Genomic DNA, 17055 nt, shown 5'->3' with positions numbered 1-17055 from the left:
TCCTGAAAGCACGTGACATAAACTATCGGCATGACCAAAACTGTCGCCCTTCTCGACTACGGATCTGGAAACCTTCGTTCTGCTCAACGCGCACTAGAGCGTGCCGGTGCAGAAGTTATCGTGAGCTCCGATCCAGAAGTTTGCACCAACGCTGATGGCCTCCTAGTTCCTGGAGTGGGCGCATTTGATGCCTGCATGAAGGGTTTGAAAAACGTCTTCGGACATCGCATTATCGGACAGCGTCTTGCTGGTGGACGTCCAGTGATGGGTATTTGTGTGGGCATGCAGATCCTGTTCGATGAAGGCGATGAGCACGGCATTAAGTCAGCTGGTTGCGGCGAGTGGCCTGGCAAAGTGGAACGCCTCCAAGCGGAGATCCTGCCTCACATGGGGTGGAACACACTTGAAATGCCTACCAACTCACCAATGTTTGAGGGAATTTCACCTGATGAGCGTTTCTACTTCGTGCACTCCTATGGTGTGCGCAAGTGGACGTTGGAAACCGACGATCTGACCACGCCTCCAGAGGTTGTGTGGGCGAAGCACGAAAATGATCGTTTTGTGGCAGCTGTGGAAAACGGCACGCTGTGGGCTACTCAATTCCACCCAGAAAAATCAGGTGACGCAGGCGCACAGCTACTGCGAAACTGGATCAACTACATCTAACAGATAGGATCAATATTCATGACCTTCACTATTCTTCCTGCAGTCGATGTAGTTAACGGACAAGCAGTTCGCCTAGATCAGGGCGAGGCCGGCACTGAAAAGTCTTATGGCACCCCTTTGGAATCCGCACTGAAGTGGCAGGAGCAGGGTGCAAAGTGGTTGCACTTTGTGGACCTGGACGCAGCGTTCAACCGTGGTTCCAACCATGAGATGATGGCGGAAATTGTCGGCAAGCTCGATGTTGATGTGGAGCTCACTGGCGGTATCCGTGATGATGAGTCTCTGGAGCGCGCGCTGGCAACCGGTGCACGTCGTGTAAACATTGGTACCGCTGCTCTGGAGAAGCCAGAGTGGATTGCTTCTGCGATTCAACGCTATGGCGAGAAGATTGCTGTCGATATCGCTGTGCGTTTGGAAGATGGTGAATGGCGCACCCGTGGAAACGGTTGGGTCTCCGATGGTGGCGATCTGTGGGAAGTTCTCGAGCGTTTGGATTCCCAAGGTTGTGCACGTTTCGTGGTTACCGATGTGTCCAAGGACGGCACCTTGAGTGGTCCAAATGTTGAGCTGCTGCGTGAGGTTGCTGCAGCTACAGACGCACCTATCGTGGCATCTGGTGGAATTTCTGTTTTGGAAGATGTTTTGGAACTAGCCAAGTACCAGGATGAGGGCATTGATTCCGTCATCATTGGCAAGGCACTTTATGAGCACAAGTTCACCCTCGAAGAGGCTTTGGCTGCAGTAGAAAAGCTCGGTTAATACATGGATGCTCGTGGGATGTTGGCCATTGCGGAGGCCGTTGTAGATGATGCCGAAGCCCTCTTCATGCAGGGCTTCGGAGCTGCACCTGCCCATATGAAATCCCCGGGGGATTTTGCCACGGAAGTGGATATGGCCATCGAATCCCATATGCGTTCGATGCTGAACATGATGACAGGCATTGCTGTCATCGGTGAAGAAGGTGGCGGTGCGACCTCCGGCACGCGCTGGGTGATTGATCCCATCGACGGCACCGCCAACTTCGCGGCGTCCAACCCGATGAGCGCGATCCTGGTGTCTTTGCTTGTCGACGACCAGCCCGTCCTGGGTATTACCTCCATGCCCATGCTGGGTAAACGCCTCACCGCTTTTGAAGGTTCACCGCTGATGATCAACGGTGAACCTCAGGAACCATTGCAAGAACAATCCAGTTTGGTATCCCACATTGGTTTTAGTTCCATGGCCTCCCCGCGCAATACAGCGTTTCCTGTGGAGTTGCGTCGGGATCTTCTGACCGAGCTCACGGAATCGTATCTTCGTCCCCGCATTACAGGTTCGGTGGGTGTTGATCTCGCGTTCACTGCGCAGGGCATTTTTGGAGCATGCGTATCGTTTAGTCCTCATGTTTGGGACAATTCCGCAGGCGTGATGTTGATGCGCGCTGCTGGTGCACAAGTTACTGACACCGAAGGCCATCCGTGGGCACCAGGTAGGGGAGTCGTGGCCGGAACAAAAAGGGCTCACGATGTGCTGTTAAGTAAGATTGAAAAAGTTCGGTTGATGCATGCAGATGCAGGTAATGACCAGTCGTTAAATGAGGAGTACAAGTAAAATGGGCGTGGCAATTCGAGTTATTCCTTGCCTGGACGTGGACAACGGCCGGGTTGTTAAAGGCGTGAACTTTGAAAACCTCCGCGATGCTGGCGATCCTGTGGAGTTGGCAAAGCGCTATGACGAGGAAGGGGCAGATGAGCTGACCTTCCTGGATGTCACCGCCTCGAAGCATGGTCGCGGCACCATGCTGGATGTTGTTCGACGCACCGCTGATCAGGTGTTCATCCCTCTGACTGTCGGTGGCGGCGTGCGCAGCGAAGAAGATGTTGATCAATTGCTGCGCGCTGGCGCCGACAAGGTTTCGGTGAACACGTCTGCGATTGCCCGTCCAGAACTGCTGTCAGAGCTGTCCAAGCGTTTTGGTGCTCAGTGCATCGTGTTGTCTGTGGATGCCAGGCGCGTTCCTGAAGGTGGAACTCCTCAGCCATCTGGTTTTGAAGTCACCACCCACGGCGGTTCCAAGTCCGCAGAACTTGATGCAATCGAGTGGGCAAAGCGCGGCGAAGAGCTGGGCGTTGGCGAAATTCTGCTCAACTCCATGGACGGCGACGGCACCAAAAACGGCTTTGACCTAGAGCTGCTGGAAAAAGTTCGCGCAGCCGTATCCATTCCTGTAATCGCCTCCGGCGGCGCTGGCAAGGCGGAGCATTTCCCACCAGCTGTTGCAGCTGGCGCCAACGCAGTGCTTGCCGCGACCATTTTCCACTTCCGCGAAGTAACCATCGCCGAAGTAAAGGGAGCCATTAAAGATGCAGGATTTGAGGTGCGGAAATGAGTGACAATCCACAAGAGTATGAGCTGGATTGGGACGTCGAAAAGCGATTAAAGCTTAACGACGCCGGCCTGGTGCCGGCAATCGTCCAGGCCGACGGGACCAACGAGGTCCTCATGATGGCCTGGATGGATACCCACGCGCTAGCCTATACTTTGGCGACCCGCCGTGGAACCTATTTTTCTAGGTCCCGCAACGAGTACTGGATCAAGGGCCTGACCTCTGGAAACGTCCAAGAAGTCACCGGACTTGCCCTCGACTGCGACGGCGACACCGTCCTTCTGACCGTGAAACAAACCGGCGGTGCGTGCCACACTGGTGCCCACACATGTTTCGACAATGACGTTTTGCTGTAAAAGCAACAACGATTAAGGAAGAAATCTTATGAAGCCACGCGTGCTGTCAGCATTAGGCATTGGAGCTGGCGCCCTGGTTGTCTGGATCAGCTCACGCATGAACTGGGTAACCATCGAGGCTTTCGACGATAAATCAGGTAGTGTCACCCAATCTATTGTGGGTGCAACCTGGTCTACAGAAATCATGGCGCTTGCACTTGCTTTGCTCGCTGCCTTCGCCGCCGCGTTGGTGCTCAAGCGCATGGGTCGGCGCATCATTGGTGGTATTTCGGCGCTGATCGCGGTGGGTGCCAGCCTGTCTCCACTCGCGCTTCTCACCCAAGACCCAGACGCAGAACGGGCCCGAACCCTGCTGACCTCCGGTGTGGCCTCACAGAAGGCTAATTCCGGAACCCTGCTGTCTGATTGGGCGGAGATCATCAATACCACCACCCATCCACTGGCGGCAGTGGTAGCCATGATTGGCTGCGCGCTAGCCCTAGTCGGTGGCGTTGTCCTTGCCATGCGCCCTGGCGAGGACACAGCGAAAAGCAATCAGTATGAGCGTAAACAGGCTCGCGCTGAGAAAATCCACACCGATTTGGCCCAAGATCCAGACTCCGGTCGTGTGATGTGGGACGCACTCGATGAAGACATTGACTTCACCGAGAAGACTCAGAAATCCAAAGAAACCCCAGGTCAAAGCTAGGGTGTGGCACCCTGATTTCTTTCGCCATGTGTGTTCGGGATAACCTTAAACACAGCATTGGTTGGAAGGAGGTTGGGGCATGGTTGCAACAGAGAACCGCATGTTGATGGAAATCGCTGCGGAAATATCGGCTCGGGAAGCAACGCTTGGTTTTCAAGAAGTCAAAACTAAATCTCGATCAGCAGGTCTCACGGCGGCTTTCGATATTGCTTCAGTCTTTTTTTCGTCTGGATGTAATGTCGTAGTCGCCTTTGATCGTTTTGCATCCAATTGGTCTGATCATTCGGATCATGTGGACTACGCTGCACAGGTTGCGGGTTTTGGCGCATCAATGCTTGCATATACGGTGCGCAGGGGACAGTTTGATACCGCAGTACGCGATATCAGGGACATCAAATCTGAAGTAGACATTCCCATTCTGCTTCATGATCCCATCATCGATCCGTATCAAATCCACGAAGCCCGCGTCATGGGCATCGACGCTCTTCAATTCCCCGTATGGGCGATGGAACAAGCTCGACTGGAATCTTTGGTGGACCGCACCGAATCATTGGGCATGACAGCCATCGTGTCTGTGCGAAACCACGAAGAAGCGCATCGTGCAGTGGACGCAGGAGCGACAGTGGTAGCAATTGATATTACTGGTTATACCGGCTCACTCACTTTGCCTGAAGCGTTTTCGGGTATCACCCAATTCATGCCCAAAGAGGTAGCCCGCATTGTGCTCGGAGGTTGCAGCAGCCCTAAAGAACTCATGCGGTTTGCACGACATTCTGCAGACGCCATCTTTGTTCCACATGCAGACCTCGCCACCACAAAATCTCTTGTGACAGCAGGTATGCATCCAGCGTGCCCATCGCGTTGAAGAGGTGCTCTGTGGTCAGCTGACCGGGGTAGCGGGCGGTGGGCGGACAAGTCTTGCTAGATTGAAGTGCATTACTTGTCGCCTGACTGTTAGGTTTACGTTGTTGTGGATGTCATGACTTTGGCCACGATTCCCTCACCACCGCAGGGTGTGTGGTACTTGGGTCCCATTCCGATTAGGGCCTATGCGATGTGCATCATCGCTGGCATTATTGTTGCCATTTGGCTGACGAGAAAGCGCTACGCCGCCCGCGGTGGAAACCCTGAAATCGTCCTTGATGCAGCGATCGTGGCAGTTCCTGCCGGAATCATCGGTGGACGCATTTATCACGTCATTACCGACAACCAAAAGTACTTCTGCGATACCTGTAACCCCGTCGACGCCTTCAAAATCACCAACGGTGGTCTGGGCATCTGGGGTGCAGTGATCCTCGGTGGCCTGGCAGTGGCCGTATTCTTCCGGTACAAAAAGCTTCCTCTTGCACCTTTCGCAGATGCCGTGGCACCTGCAGTTATCCTGGCGCAGGGAATTGGTCGTCTGGGCAACTGGTTTAACCAGGAGCTCTACGGTGCAGAAACTACCGTTCCATGGGCTTTGGAAATCTACTATCGGGTAGATGAAAATGGAAAATTCGCACCGGTGACAGGAACATCCACCGGTGAAGTAATGGCTACTGTTCATCCAACATTCCTCTATGAACTGTTGTGGAACCTACTGATCTTCGCTTTGTTGATGTGGGCTGACAAGCGATTCAAGCTGGGACATGGCCGAGTATTTGCACTCTACGTAGCTGGTTATACCTTGGGCCGTTTCTGGATTGAACAAATGCGCGTTGATGAAGCCACGCTTATTGGCGGCATCCGAATCAACACCATCGTCTCCGCAGTAGTGTTTGCCGGCGCGATCATCGTGTTCTTCCTGTTGAAGAAGGGTAGGGAAACTCCCGAAGAGGTAGATCCGACTTTCGCAGCGTCTGTTGCAGCAGATGCTGTAGCTTCGCCGGATGGAAAACCCTTGCCGAAAGCAGGGGAGGGCATTGATGGAGAAACGCCCTCAACGCGATAGGTTTCAACCATAGGCCTGACCTGGCTGAGATGTTTTTGGTAGAAAAACCGAGTGCCCGAATTGTTTTGTGGGTGCCCGGTTTTTTCTGATTTAAGCACGTCAGAGGCGTAGAACATTGTCTGTTCACACTCTGGGTCGCAAGATTCATCGAGAATTAATGGTAGTACCTGTGGCTTGAGGGGGAATGACGTACTAGGCTTATGGGCGTGGATAGACGAACTAAGATTGTATGTACCCTAGGCCCAGCGGTGGCTAGTGCAGATGGAATTCTGCGTTTGGTAGAAGACGGCATGGATGTTGCTCGCCTCAACTTCTCCCATGGTGACCACCCAGATCATGAGCAAAACTACAAGTGGGTCCGCGAGGCGGCGGAGAAGACTGGCCGTGCAGTCGGTATTCTCGCAGACCTCCAAGGACCGAAGATCCGTCTTGGCCGTTTCACTGACGGCGCAACCGTGTGGGAAAACGGCGAGACCATTCGGATCACCGTTGACGATGTAGAGGGAACGCACGATCGTGTGTCCACCACCTACAAGAATCTGGCAAAAGACGCGAAGCCAGGCGACCGCCTGCTCGTTGATGACGGCAAGGTTGGCCTCGTCTGCGTTTCCGTCGAAGGTAACGACGTCATCTGTGAGGTTGTTGAGGGCGGACCAGTCTCCAACAACAAGGGTGTTTCCCTGCCAGGTATGGATATTTCCGTACCTGCACTGTCCGAAAAGGATATCCGTGACCTGCGCTTCGCCCTGAAGCTCGGCGTGGACTTTATTGCACTGTCCTTCGTACGTTCCCCAGCAGATGCTGAACTCGTTCACAAGATCATGGACGAAGAAGGTCGTCGTGTTCCTGTGATCGCCAAGCTGGAAAAGCCAGAGGCTGTCACCTCCCTCGAGCCAATCGTGTTGGCATTCGACGCCGTCATGGTTGCTCGTGGTGACCTCGGCGTTGAGGTTCCTCTGGAGGAGGTTCCACTGGTTCAGAAGCGCGCAATCCAGATTGCCCGTGAGAACGCAAAGCCAGTTATCGTGGCAACCCAGATGCTGGATTCCATGATTGAGAACTCCCGCCCAACCCGTGCGGAAGCTTCTGACGTGGCAAACGCTGTGCTCGATGGCGCAGATGCTGTCATGCTTTCTGGTGAAACTTCAGTGGGCAAAGATCCGCACAACGTTGTGCGCACCATGTCTCGCATTGTTCGCTTCGCTGAAACCGACGGTCGCGTCCCAGACCTGACCCACATCCCTCGCACTAAGCGTGGCGTTATTTCCTACTCTGCACGTGATATCGCCGAGCGCCTCAACGCTCGTGCATTGGTTGCGTTCACCACCTCTGGTGATACCGCAAAGCGTGTGGCTCGTCTGCACAGCCACCTGCCACTGCTCGTGTTCACTCCAAATGAGGCAGTTCGCTCTGAGCTGGCGCTGACCTGGGGTGCAACCACCTTCCTGTGTCCACCTGTCAGCGATACCGATGACATGATGCGCGAAGTCGACCGTGCTCTTTTAGCAATGCCTGAGTACAACAAGGGTGACATGATGGTTGTTGTTGCAGGTTCCCCTCCTGGTGTTACCGGTAACACCAACATGATTCACGTCCACCTTCTTGGTGACGACACAAGGATTGCAAAGCTCTAATCGCTTAAATCTTTCAAAAAATGCGTTGACACTGTACGTGGTGTCAGCGCATTTTTCGTGGCTAGGGCAGGGGAAATCCGCCTCATTTAAGAATTTACTTGACACGGAAAGTAAATTGGTGAACAATGGTGTTCAACAGCAAAACAGCCACCAACACTTAAAGGATGAAACACCATGGCACTTCTTGAGCAGAGCATCAATAGCGACACCTTCATGGATGCAGTTAGCCTTCGCGTCGGCGACCTAGAGGGTATGACTAGTTACTACTCTTCAATCCTTAGCGTTGAACCAATGGAAGAAAAAGTTCACGGAAAAGAAGTTCACCGTGTACTCGGTCGCAATGGCACCCCACTGCTTCGCCTGATTTCTACCCCAGGTCTTCCTGCGGTAGATCCTCGTCAAGCTGGCCTTTATCACACCGCTTTCCTCTTCGATACCCAAGAGAGCTTGGCTGCCACCGTTTACCGCGCAGCGCAAGAATCACGCTCACGTTTTGTGGGTTCTTCAGATCACCTAGTCTCTGAAGCTTTTTACTTCACCGATCCTGAGGGAAACGGCATTGAGCTCTATGTTGACCGCCCTCGAAGTGCATGGAAGTATGCAGACAACGGCGATGTCCGCATGGACACCATCTACTTGGATCCAAACCAGTACCTTCAGAGTCATCTCAGCGAAACCGTTTTGAACAACACCGCTATTCTCCCTGCGAGCATCGGACACGTTCACCTTCAGGTAGGCAACGTCGAGCGAGCCCGTCAATTCTATGTGGACAAGATTGGTTTTGATGCCACCACATCAATCCCCAATGCACTGTTTGCCTCCGCAGGTGGATATCACCACCATGTGGCCATGAACACCTGGAACTCAGCAGGTGCAGGTCCACGCGCAGCAACCTTGGGTCTTGCTGATGTAGCAGTGATCGTTCCAGTCCGTGAGGATCTGGACATGCTGGTCTCACGCCTAAAGGGGGAGGAATTCTTTGACAACGGCACCTCTGTTGTGACCCGTGATCCATGGGGAACGCACATCACCGTTTCACTTCCGGGTGTCTCAACAGATGAACTTCTGAACCGATAACTCATTCTGGTAGCAGGAACCCCAATCTTAGGCTTAGTTTAGGGCTTTGAAACCAGTAGGCACAGTACAGTTCAAGAATCAGCTCCCAACTCAACTCCAGCCACTCGTGAAGCTGGCGCATAATCTGCGCTGGTCATGGCGTGAGGAAGCAAAGCAGCTTTTCCGCGACATCGACCCAGAATTGTGGGAACAGCTCGACGAAGATCCTAAGCAGATGCTTCTCCAGGCACCAGCAACTCGTTTGCAGTTCCTCGCAGGCGATGATGAGTACCTAGGTCGAGTCAACGCCGAGGAGCAAAACCTCAGCGAATACCTCAGCGACAAGCTGTGGTACCAGGACACCGCAGATGCAACCGATGCTGTCGGAGATCCACTCGTTGCGTACTTCTCCATGGAGTTTGGCATTCACCCAAGCCTGCCAATCTACTCTGGCGGACTTGGTGTGCTTGCGGGCGAGAACATGAAGTCTGCATCTGACTTGGGTGTGCCACTGATCGGTGTTGGTTTGCTCTACACCCACGGCTACTTCACCCAGTCACTGTCCGGTGACGGTTGGCAGCAGGAAGAGTACAAGTACCACGATCCAGCAGAACTGCCGATTGAGGCAGTTAAAGATAAGAACGGCGAGCAGGTCACTGTTTCTGTCACCTACCCAGGTGCGCAGGAAGTAAAGATTGCACTGTGGGTAGCAAACGTTGGCCGCATCCCATTGCTGCTGCTTGATACCAACATCGAGGCAAACCCAGAAGAGCTCCGCAACGTTACTGACCGCCTGTACGGTGGCGACAATGAGCACCGCATCAAGCAGGAACTCGTTCTCGGTGTTGGTGGCGTCCGCGCTGTCAACGCATTCTGCGAAGCTCGTGGTCTGAAGCGCTCATCTGTTGCACACCTCAACGAAGGCCACGCAGGTTTCCTGACCCTGGAGCGTATCCGCGAGCGCATCGCAGAGGGCATGGAGTACCCAGCAGCATTCGAGCAGGTTCGTGCGTCCAACATCTTCACCACCCACACCCCAGTCCCAGCAGGCATCGACCGCTTCGACATGGAGATGGTGCGTCGTTATCTCGGTGGCGGTCAGCCAGAAGATCAGCAGCTGTGCGTTGGTGTTCCAATTGAGAAGGCACTTGAGCTTGGTCAAGAGTCCGATCCACACCGCTTCAACATGGCTCATATGGGCCTTCGCGCGAGCCAACATGCTAATGGCGTCGCAAAGCTTCATGGTGAAGTAAGCCGTGACATGTTCGCCGGCCTGTACCCCGGATATGAGCCTCGTGAAGTGCCCATCGGGCACGTCACCAACGGTGTTCACCTGCCGACGTGGGTCAAGCCAGAGATGAAGGAACTCATCGATCGCGTCACTGGCGGCGCTGATCTTGCGGTTGCTGATTCTTGGTCAAACCCACAGGCTGTCGAGTCTGAGAAGATCTGGAAGGTGCGCAACAAGTTCCGTGCTGACCTAGTGGAGGTTGCTCGCGCTGCAACTGCAAAGTCCTGGTCTCACCGTGGACACACCGAAGCAGAACTTGCGTGGACCTCCCGCGTTCTGGATCCAAACGTGCTGACCATTGGTTTCGCACGTCGCGTATCCACCTACAAGCGCTTGACCTTGATGCTGCGCAACCCTGAACGCCTGCGTTCCATCTTGCTTAATGAGGAACGCCCAGTTCAGTTCGTTATTGCTGGTAAGGCACACCCACATGACATGGGTGGCAAGAAGCTCATGCAGGAAATCGTCCACTTCGCTGATCAAGCTGGTGTCCGTGACCGTTTCCTCTTCCTGCCTGATTACGACATCAACCTGGCCAGCTACCTGATCTCTGGTGCTGACGTGTGGCTGAACAACCCAGTGCGCCCTCAGGAAGCATCGGGAACCTCCGGTATGAAGGCCGTCATGAATGGTGGCCTGACCCTGTCCATCTCTGATGGTTGGTGGGATGAAATGCCTAAGGAGACCACCGGCTGGACCATCCCAACCGTTGAGTCCCAGGACTTGGAATGCCGCGACCACCTGGAATCCCAGGCGCTGTACGACCTGCTGGAAAACGAAGTTGCACCGCTGTTTTACAAGCGCGACAAGAACGGCATCCCACAGGACTGGCTGGACCTGGTTCGCGAATCCTGGACCACCCTGTCACCAATGGTCACCTCCACCCGCATGGTGCGCGACTACACCACCCAGTACTACCGCCCAACCAAACACCAGGCAGAGCTCATTGCGCAGCCTGCAGAAGCAGCGGATTACGCGGCATGGCTTGAGCACATCAAAGCAGAGTGGGCTGGCGTCAAGGTCTCAGACCTGAAGATCAGCGAGAGCGCCATCACGGCGCAGGAGCTTGAAGTCAGCGTTCGCGTTGATTCCGGTTCGCTTAACGACGACGAGTTCCAAGCTCAGGCACTCTTTGGTGCGCTCGGACACAACGGTGACATCGAAGATCCAGAAATCACCGTTTTGACCCCACGCGGCGATGGCGCCTACGCGGCAAAGGTCAGCACTGACCTGCCAGGCAACTACGGCATCACTGCCCGCGTTGTTCCAAACAACAGGATGCTGGTCAGCCCAGCGGAAACCCGCCTGATCACCTACTTGGAGAACTAGGGCGAAACTAGCTTTACCAAAAGGCCGGGACACTACGTGTGTCTCGGCCTTTCGGCGTTTAAGCACCTGTCTGACTTAGATGGTGACAGAGGGCAAGGGGCAAAAGTAGAATTAGTGCTATGTTCCCGATTGGGTTCTTCGCGGGAGTGGTGCTCATCTTCCTTGGCGCAACAGCAGGACTTGGAATTGCATCGCTAGCCAAGTGGTGGCAACACCGATCACAGGATTTTCCAGAAAAGAAAGTCACCACTCACATTGTGCTGCAAAGTACCAGCATCGTGATGTGGGTGGTTTTTATGGTTTTCATGCAACCGTGGATTGCGTGGCTGACGTTCGCAACCATCACGGTAGGTCAGGTATTTGGAGATCTGCTGATGTTTTCCAGTTACCGTGCATGACACCGCGTGTCCAAAGCGGGAAGTTACGTGGCTGTCGCAAAAGACGTGCTTAGTTTTTCACGACCCATTCCCGCACTTCACGCCATCATCGGCGCGCTTGGATGGTTTGGAATGTTCGCAGTTTGTCTGTGGAGCACGCTGTAAAAGGACGTTAAAAACCAGCCGTTGCTGAGGAGAAACTCGTGAATATCTTGTTCATCCCTATTCTGGCAGCGCTCATCGGTTATTTTGTTCGGTCTCGGTTGAGCGCTGTAGTGCTCTTCCTCGCGATCGAATCAATCTTCTTCACGTTCCAGACACTAGCCGTGTTTCTGGCGTGGATGGCAGGAGACGGCGGTTTCGGCGGGGCCACAGATCAAGGGGCTTTCGGGCTGACGCCATCGGGCCTTCCACTGAAATTCAATGACCTTGATCTGTGGCTTTATGGTCTAGTTAATTTCGCCCTCATCGCCATTGGAGTGGCGCTGACCATTGCCGTTGTCTCTTTTCGAATCCGTCGTCGCAGAAAACTAGATGATTAGTTAGTTCCCAAGTAGGTCAGCAGCGCGGCTGCGGCTGCGCGGGTGGCAGCGGACATCGTCGGCGCATAATCAGGGAGGAAATCTCCCATGTGATTGGCTGGCACATCCGATGCCACGCGGTCTCTTTCTACGGCTTCTGTCCACTGATCGCGCGGCGTGACACCAATCGTCCAGTACAGGTAAGGGCTGTTGAATGCCTTAGGAATGGAGGGGAAATCCTCCGACGCAGTCCACCGGTAAGCGTCAATAGAATCCTCGCCGAAAACATCGTCGAAGACAGGGCGCACAGTATCGAAGACAACAGGGGTGTTGTTGGTGAGATCACCGTGGGCGAAGTACTCAATGACAGGTTCTTCCTCAATACCGGAAGCAAGGCATTCACCACGGACAACACGTTCGATGGCTCGGTAGACCTTGTGCTTGACTTTGTCGTTGTAGAAACGGCAGTTCAACACCAAACGAGCACTTGCTGGAATGGTGTTGTTGGTGTTGCCCGACTGGAGGGTGCCCACAGAAATAACGGCGAAATCCTCTGGAGAAACCTCGCGGCCCACGATTCCTTGGAGTCGCACGACAATCATCGCTGCAACATAAGTGGGATCGATGGAATTATGAGGCATGGAACCATGGGCGCTGCGACCCTGAATGCGGATTTCAATGGAATCGCAGGCAGCGAGAGCACCGCCAGGCATGCTCATCACGGTTCCTGCAGCACCGGGGACTACATGCTGGCCAAAGCACACATCAGGGCGTGGGATCAGATCAACTAAACCGCCGGCGACCATCTTGTTAGCGCCTTGGGAGTTTTCCTCCGATGGCTGGAACAACGCGATGAACGTGCCTTCCCATGCATCGCGACGCTCATCTAAAATGGCACACGCACCAAGCAGCGCGGTGACGTGGACATCGTGGCCGCATGCGTGCATGACATGGACATTTGCCCCATCATGCGGACGCATACGAGTGGAAGCAAACGGAACTCCGGTGATTTCCTTGACGGGAAGGCCATCGAAATCTGCGCGCATTAACGCAACAGGGGCACCAGGATCTGTCGACCCATTTCGGAACACGGCCAGAATGCCGTAACCGCCAACATTTGGAATCACCTCACAATCAAAACGCTCGAGGTATTTCTGAATGCGATCTGCGGTCTCTGATTCGAAGCCGGAGAGCTCAGGATGTTCGTGGAAATCCTGATATGCGGCCTCTTGCCACGACAGATCAACACCATGATTGTTTAGAAGTTCTGAAATGCGGCTCATGGATTAGATAGTAGAGTACCTGCGCAGCGACACTAAAACTCTTGGCTTATAGGAGGGGATTGTATTTAAGGCTGTTGCGTTCAACGGAGCATTCCATGGCGATGCGCAGATCAGATGCGATGAGTTCTTCATCGCGTAGTCGGTACATTTCTTTCACCACACGGTCTCGGACCTTGTGTGGAGACAGCGTATTGAGATACACCTTGGTGCCACCTTCAAAACCTGCCAGGGTAGAAACACGCCATTTGATCATCACATGCCAGGGCATTGGCATATCAACATCGATTGGTTTGTGTACCCATTCCTCATTGCAGGGTACATCTGCGCCGGTTGCAGCATGGCATGCATGGATGAGGTTGCTCATCGCTTGGATTTCCTCGTCGCTTTGAAGCCAGGGTTCAGGAATAGCGGACTTAGAGTAAATCTCAATGGTGGGGTAGCGGTGACCGAAACCTGCGAAGGCCACGGCGTGATCGTTTTCCGCGATGATCAGGTTGTGGTATCCGGCGTAATCAACAGCAAGTTCGTTGTACATATTGGGATTGCCACGTAGATGATGCAGTTCATCGGCAATAAGTCGGCCGCGTTCATCAATGGCGACGAGCTGTTTATGAAGATGGTCAAAAGACGCGCCGGCGGGTTTCAACCAGTTTTGAAACGCCACTACATACGGTGCGTAACGGTTGCGGTGGTACAAATCCCTGATGCCATCGACAGTCAGGCGGATGAACGCCTCATGCTCTTTAACGGTCAGTGTTCCAGATGAGGCCAATTGATCACTGGTGGTTGCGTCATCGACAAAGTGTCGGCGTCCGATGATGACGTCATGACCACCAGCAAAGTAGCTGGGAGCTTTTTCTAACAACTCGCCATCGGTCATGTGCGCGGGATCTTCACCAGCGGCAGAAAGTCGGGTGCGCACAATGGCTAAAACATGTTCGCGACCTTCTGGAATCGCCAAGTATTGCGCCATGCGCATGGCGGTTTCTGAATCCATATCGAAACCAAAATTCTGGTGCCAGTAGTCAAAAGAGACAATCTCAAACAGATTGGGGACTCGTCGAAATTCCGGAGTGGTTTCTGAAAGCTCACCAGGCAATGCTCCGGGAAGGATGTCAAAGTCGCCGGAGCTATCAATGATGATGCGCGATTTCTCAGGCGGAGTGGAGAGCATATTGTCGGAACAAAATGCACAGTAAGAGGTGTGATCGTGTGCAGATAGTTCGACGATCGTAGAAGCGGGATGTGACAGAGGTCGATTTCCACGCCCAGGGACCGTCCACACTTCGGTGCCTGTGAAAGGGTGAATCTGTTTGATCGTGCCGTCAGCCATGGTGCGAATGGGGGTGACAGAAAAAGAATGGGGGCTAGTCATAACACCAAGGCTATTGTCTACTGTGGTGTTATGCCGAAGATTCAGTTTGATGTTTTAGTCCCCGACACAGATTCCATCGCACTAGCGGGACGTTTTACCGTAGTCGCCAACCTTTTGATCGAAAAAGGCCTCATGGATCATGGCGTTGTTGTCCATGATCCAGCAGCGAAAATCGCAGAAGCTGTGGAAGAGCAGCTTCGCCAGACTTACCGCGACGAGCATGAAGATGCAGACTTGGAAGAATCCTCGGTCAACCGTTACCTCATTGAAGTTGATGGAGTTAAAGGCTCCGTTAACCAAGTGACCATGATTTTTGCCCGTTTGCTCACCCCGCCAGCAGAGTTGCCAAAGGACGCTTTCCTCCTGGAGCAGGAACTTGCCTATGAAGTTCCTGCAGTCTACCCATGGACTGTGGAGATCCTTCGCTAGTTTTGAGCTACGTATTCTTGAGCGATCCTTCGGCCTGCATCACGTAATTGTGCTGCAACGTCGGAGGATTTAATCATTTCTACCGCTAGGAAATCATCGGGAATACCGCCTTCCACGATGCCGGCCGCAACAGCGAGATCCACATCGTGGGCTTTAGCTAAACCGTGGAGGGTGCCCACAACCTTTCCGGTGAACGATTGGGAATCTAGTCGGCCTTCACCGGTGATCAACAAGTCAGTTTCTGGCAGCGCATCCTCGATTCCGTTGGAGCGGGCAATCAGTGGCGCGCCGGGGAGGATATGGATCTGTTGGTCGTTGCCGTGCATGAGGGTGGACAGCCACGTCAGTCCGATTGCAATGCCCCCGGCTGCGCCCATACCTGGCTTTGTGCCATCAACTTCCAGTTGGGCGCAGGCGTGGTGGAGGGCGGCGTCGAGAAGCGAAATGTCTTTTTCGGTGGCACCTTTTTGGGGCCCGAATACGGTGGCCGCGCCCTGCGGGCCGGTGGCGGGGGCGTCGACATCGGTGAGCAGGATCCATTCGACGGCGGCTGCGGGGATGTTGAGTTCGGCGGTATCGATGTAATCGAGGTTGATGAGGTCGGCGCCACCGGTTCGTAGTGCGTAGCCCTCTTTGTTGCGTGGGACGGCGCCGAGGGCGATGAGAATTCCTGAGCCGGCGTCAGTTGTGGCTGATCCGCCAAGGCCTAAAGCAATGCGAGTTGCGCCACGGGTGACCGCGTCTGCGATCAAAACGCCGGTGCCGTAGGTATCGCCGGTGGTGGGGACTAGATCGTCTGCAACGGCGGGCAAACCGGAGGCTGCGGCGATGTCAATGTAGGCAGTGTTTGTTTCGGAATCTAAGGTGTAGCTGGCTTCGGTGAGGCGTCCCGCGGCATTTGTCGTGGGTAATGTTATGACCTGCCCGCCGAAAACTGAGGATGTTCCTTCGCCACCGTCGGCCATGGGTGCCAACGTAATGGAGGCGTTGGGCAAAATTTCCAACACGCCTTCGCCTAAGTATTGCGCAGCTTCTGATGCGGTAGCGGTTCCTTTGTAGGAATCTGGCGCGATCATAATTCGAGGTGCGCTCGTTGAAACGTCGGTGGGGGAGTTGGACATTGTGTCAGTATGCCTTTCTGTTATGGCGTTATTGTGGCACATCGCGGTGGGAAACAAGCCAGGTGGCCTGTGTAAATAAGGCTCCAAATGGGAATCCATGAGGAGACTCTTTAGTTAAAATCTCTAGCCTTAGTGTTTCAAGTCTAACGGTCGCCCAATTGAGGAGTGGGTCCATGGCATATACGGCTATCGAAAAGGTCGGAAAGTGCCCGAATGTGCGTTGTTCTAGCTAGCCTCGGGAGCTCTAGGAGATCGTGAAAAACGGGTCAAATTTCTCCGATGTAGCGCCTATAAAAGTCGTACCAATTCCATTTGAGGGCGCTCAATTGTGGCCAGGTTATATAACCAGTCAGTCAACTGGTCTCATTCGCTGGTCGGATGAATTTAATTAAAGAAGAGACTTCATGCAGTTACCGCGCGTTTTGGCGATACAAAATTGATAAACCTAAAGAAATTTTCAAACAATTTTAATTCTTTGTGGTCATATCTGTGCGACACTGCCATAATTGAACGTGAGCATTTACCAGCCTAAATGCCCGCAGTGAGTTAAGTCTCAAAGCAAGAAGTTGCTCTTTAGGGCATCCGTAGTTTAAAACTATTAACCGTTAGGTATGACAAGCCGGTTGATGTGAAC

Annotated in this window: 17 protein-coding genes; 14 read left to right on the top strand and 3 right to left on the bottom strand. The window is 53.7% G+C overall.

The genetic code is table 11. The annotated features are described in order from the left end of the window. Positions 1 to 30: 30 nt before the first annotated feature. From hisH to CGL_RS10345, 13 genes are all read left to right on the top strand, one after another. Positions 31 to 666, top strand: a complete 636-nt coding sequence (gene hisH / locus CGL_RS10405) for an imidazole glycerol phosphate synthase subunit HisH (protein WP_011014877.1) — start codon at positions 31 to 33, stop codon at positions 664 to 666. Between the two features lie 18 nt (positions 667 to 684). Further along, complete coding sequence (priA, locus tag CGL_RS10400) at positions 685 to 1425, top strand: bifunctional 1-(5-phosphoribosyl)-5-((5-phosphoribosylamino)methylideneamino)imidazole-4-carboxamide isomerase/phosphoribosylanthranilate isomerase PriA (protein WP_003856418.1); 741 nt, start codon at positions 685 to 687, stop codon at positions 1423 to 1425. Between the two features lie 3 nt (positions 1426 to 1428). Continuing rightward, complete coding sequence (locus CGL_RS10395) at positions 1429 to 2256, top strand: inositol monophosphatase family protein (protein WP_003861968.1); 828 nt, start codon at positions 1429 to 1431, stop codon at positions 2254 to 2256. A 1-nt stretch (position 2257) separates the two neighbouring features. Continuing rightward, a complete protein-coding gene (gene hisF, locus CGL_RS10390) occupies positions 2258 to 3034 on the top strand; it encodes an imidazole glycerol phosphate synthase subunit HisF (RefSeq protein WP_003856413.1) in 777 nt (258 codons plus the stop codon). Then, positions 3031 to 3387, top strand: a complete 357-nt coding sequence (gene hisI / locus CGL_RS10385; protein ID WP_011014876.1) for a phosphoribosyl-AMP cyclohydrolase — start codon at positions 3031 to 3033, stop codon at positions 3385 to 3387. The genes hisF and hisI overlap by 4 nt, the downstream gene beginning before the upstream one ends. A gap of 28 nt (positions 3388 to 3415) precedes the next feature. Beyond that, the gene (locus CGL_RS10380; RefSeq protein WP_011014875.1) at positions 3416 to 4075 is read left to right on the top strand and encodes a TIGR02234 family membrane protein; all 660 of its coding nucleotides are present in this window, start codon (positions 3416 to 3418) and stop codon (positions 4073 to 4075) included. 79 nt (positions 4076 to 4154) lie between these two features. Beyond that, on the top strand, positions 4155 to 4940 hold the full coding sequence (locus CGL_RS10375) for an indole-3-glycerol-phosphate synthase (protein ID WP_003856406.1): 786 nt from the start codon (positions 4155 to 4157) through the stop codon (positions 4938 to 4940). A 114-nt stretch (positions 4941 to 5054) separates the two neighbouring features. Further along, entirely contained in the window at positions 5055 to 6005 is a 951-nt protein-coding gene (lgt, locus tag CGL_RS10370) for a prolipoprotein diacylglyceryl transferase (RefSeq protein WP_011014874.1), read from the top strand. Between the two features lie 206 nt (positions 6006 to 6211). After that, the gene (gene pyk, locus CGL_RS10365; RefSeq protein ID WP_011014873.1) at positions 6212 to 7639 is read left to right on the top strand and encodes a pyruvate kinase; all 1428 of its coding nucleotides are present in this window, start codon (positions 6212 to 6214) and stop codon (positions 7637 to 7639) included. A gap of 174 nt (positions 7640 to 7813) precedes the next feature. Then, positions 7814 to 8716 (top strand): VOC family protein, encoded by a 903-nt coding sequence (locus CGL_RS10360; RefSeq protein ID WP_011014872.1) that lies wholly within the window; start codon positions 7814 to 7816, stop codon positions 8714 to 8716. A gap of 106 nt (positions 8717 to 8822) precedes the next feature. Continuing rightward, complete coding sequence (gene glgP, locus CGL_RS10355) at positions 8823 to 11315, top strand: alpha-glucan family phosphorylase (protein WP_231838273.1); 2493 nt, start codon at positions 8823 to 8825, stop codon at positions 11313 to 11315. Positions 11316 to 11434: 119 nt separating this feature from the next. Then, entirely contained in the window at positions 11435 to 11713 is a 279-nt protein-coding gene (locus CGL_RS10350; protein WP_011014870.1) for a hypothetical protein, read from the top strand. A gap of 182 nt (positions 11714 to 11895) precedes the next feature. Continuing rightward, complete coding sequence (locus CGL_RS10345) at positions 11896 to 12234, top strand: hypothetical protein (RefSeq protein ID WP_011014869.1); 339 nt, start codon at positions 11896 to 11898, stop codon at positions 12232 to 12234. On the opposite strand, the gene CGL_RS10340 is transcribed toward CGL_RS10345, so the two are convergent. Both CGL_RS10340 and CGL_RS10335 read right to left on the bottom strand, forming a co-directional pair. Next, positions 12231 to 13496, bottom strand: coding sequence for an amidohydrolase (locus CGL_RS10340; RefSeq protein WP_011014868.1), 1266 nt, complete (start codon positions 13494 to 13496; stop codon positions 12231 to 12233). The two genes, CGL_RS10345 and CGL_RS10340, sit on opposite strands and share 4 nt — an antisense overlap. Before the next feature lie 46 nt (positions 13497 to 13542). Further along, the gene (locus CGL_RS10335; protein ID WP_011014867.1) at positions 13543 to 14871 is read right to left on the bottom strand and encodes a DUF4921 family protein; all 1329 of its coding nucleotides are present in this window, start codon (positions 14869 to 14871) and stop codon (positions 13543 to 13545) included. A 30-nt stretch (positions 14872 to 14901) separates the two neighbouring features. Here CGL_RS10335 and CGL_RS10330 point away from each other — a divergent pair, with 30 nt between their 5' ends. Continuing rightward, positions 14902 to 15300 carry a hypothetical protein gene (locus CGL_RS10330; protein WP_003856390.1) on the top strand — a complete coding sequence of 133 codons (399 nt, stop codon included), beginning with the start codon at positions 14902 to 14904 and terminating at the stop codon, positions 15298 to 15300. Here CGL_RS10330 and CGL_RS10325 read toward each other — a convergent pair. Next, a complete protein-coding gene (locus CGL_RS10325) occupies positions 15297 to 16421 on the bottom strand; it encodes a glycerate kinase (RefSeq protein ID WP_011014866.1) in 1125 nt (374 codons plus the stop codon). The two genes, CGL_RS10330 and CGL_RS10325, sit on opposite strands and share 4 nt — an antisense overlap. Between the last annotated feature and the right edge of the window lie 634 nt (positions 16422 to 17055).

The organism is Corynebacterium glutamicum ATCC 13032 (assembly GCF_000011325.1).
Classification (GTDB): Bacteria; Actinomycetota; Actinomycetes; order Mycobacteriales; family Mycobacteriaceae; genus Corynebacterium; species Corynebacterium glutamicum.
Note: the sequence above shows the minus strand (reverse complement) of the source record. Positions and strands in the feature narration are given on the sequence as shown.

Coding starts and splice junctions, on each gene's coding strand:
- hisH (WP_011014877.1), top strand. CDS start 31: ATGACCAAAACTGTCGCCCTTCTCGACTACGGATCTGGAAACCTTCGT.
- priA (WP_003856418.1), top strand. CDS start 685: ATGACCTTCACTATTCTTCCTGCAGTCGATGTAGTTAACGGACAAGCA.
- CGL_RS10395 (WP_003861968.1), top strand. CDS start 1,429: ATGGATGCTCGTGGGATGTTGGCCATTGCGGAGGCCGTTGTAGATGAT.
- hisF (WP_003856413.1), top strand. CDS start 2,258: ATGGGCGTGGCAATTCGAGTTATTCCTTGCCTGGACGTGGACAACGGC.
- hisI (WP_011014876.1), top strand. CDS start 3,031: ATGAGTGACAATCCACAAGAGTATGAGCTGGATTGGGACGTCGAAAAG.
- CGL_RS10380 (WP_011014875.1), top strand. CDS start 3,416: ATGAAGCCACGCGTGCTGTCAGCATTAGGCATTGGAGCTGGCGCCCTG.
- CGL_RS10375 (WP_003856406.1), top strand. CDS start 4,155: ATGGTTGCAACAGAGAACCGCATGTTGATGGAAATCGCTGCGGAAATA.
- lgt (WP_011014874.1), top strand. CDS start 5,055: ATGACTTTGGCCACGATTCCCTCACCACCGCAGGGTGTGTGGTACTTG.
- CGL_RS10360 (WP_011014872.1), top strand. CDS start 7,814: ATGGCACTTCTTGAGCAGAGCATCAATAGCGACACCTTCATGGATGCA.
- CGL_RS10350 (WP_011014870.1), top strand. CDS start 11,435: ATGTTCCCGATTGGGTTCTTCGCGGGAGTGGTGCTCATCTTCCTTGGC.
- CGL_RS10340 (WP_011014868.1), bottom strand. CDS start 13,496: ATGAGCCGCATTTCAGAACTTCTAAACAATCATGGTGTTGATCTGTCG.
- CGL_RS10335 (WP_011014867.1), bottom strand. CDS start 14,871: ATGACTAGCCCCCATTCTTTTTCTGTCACCCCCATTCGCACCATGGCT.
- CGL_RS10330 (WP_003856390.1), top strand. CDS start 14,902: ATGCCGAAGATTCAGTTTGATGTTTTAGTCCCCGACACAGATTCCATC.
- CGL_RS10325 (WP_011014866.1), bottom strand. CDS start 16,421: ATGTCCAACTCCCCCACCGACGTTTCAACGAGCGCACCTCGAATTATG.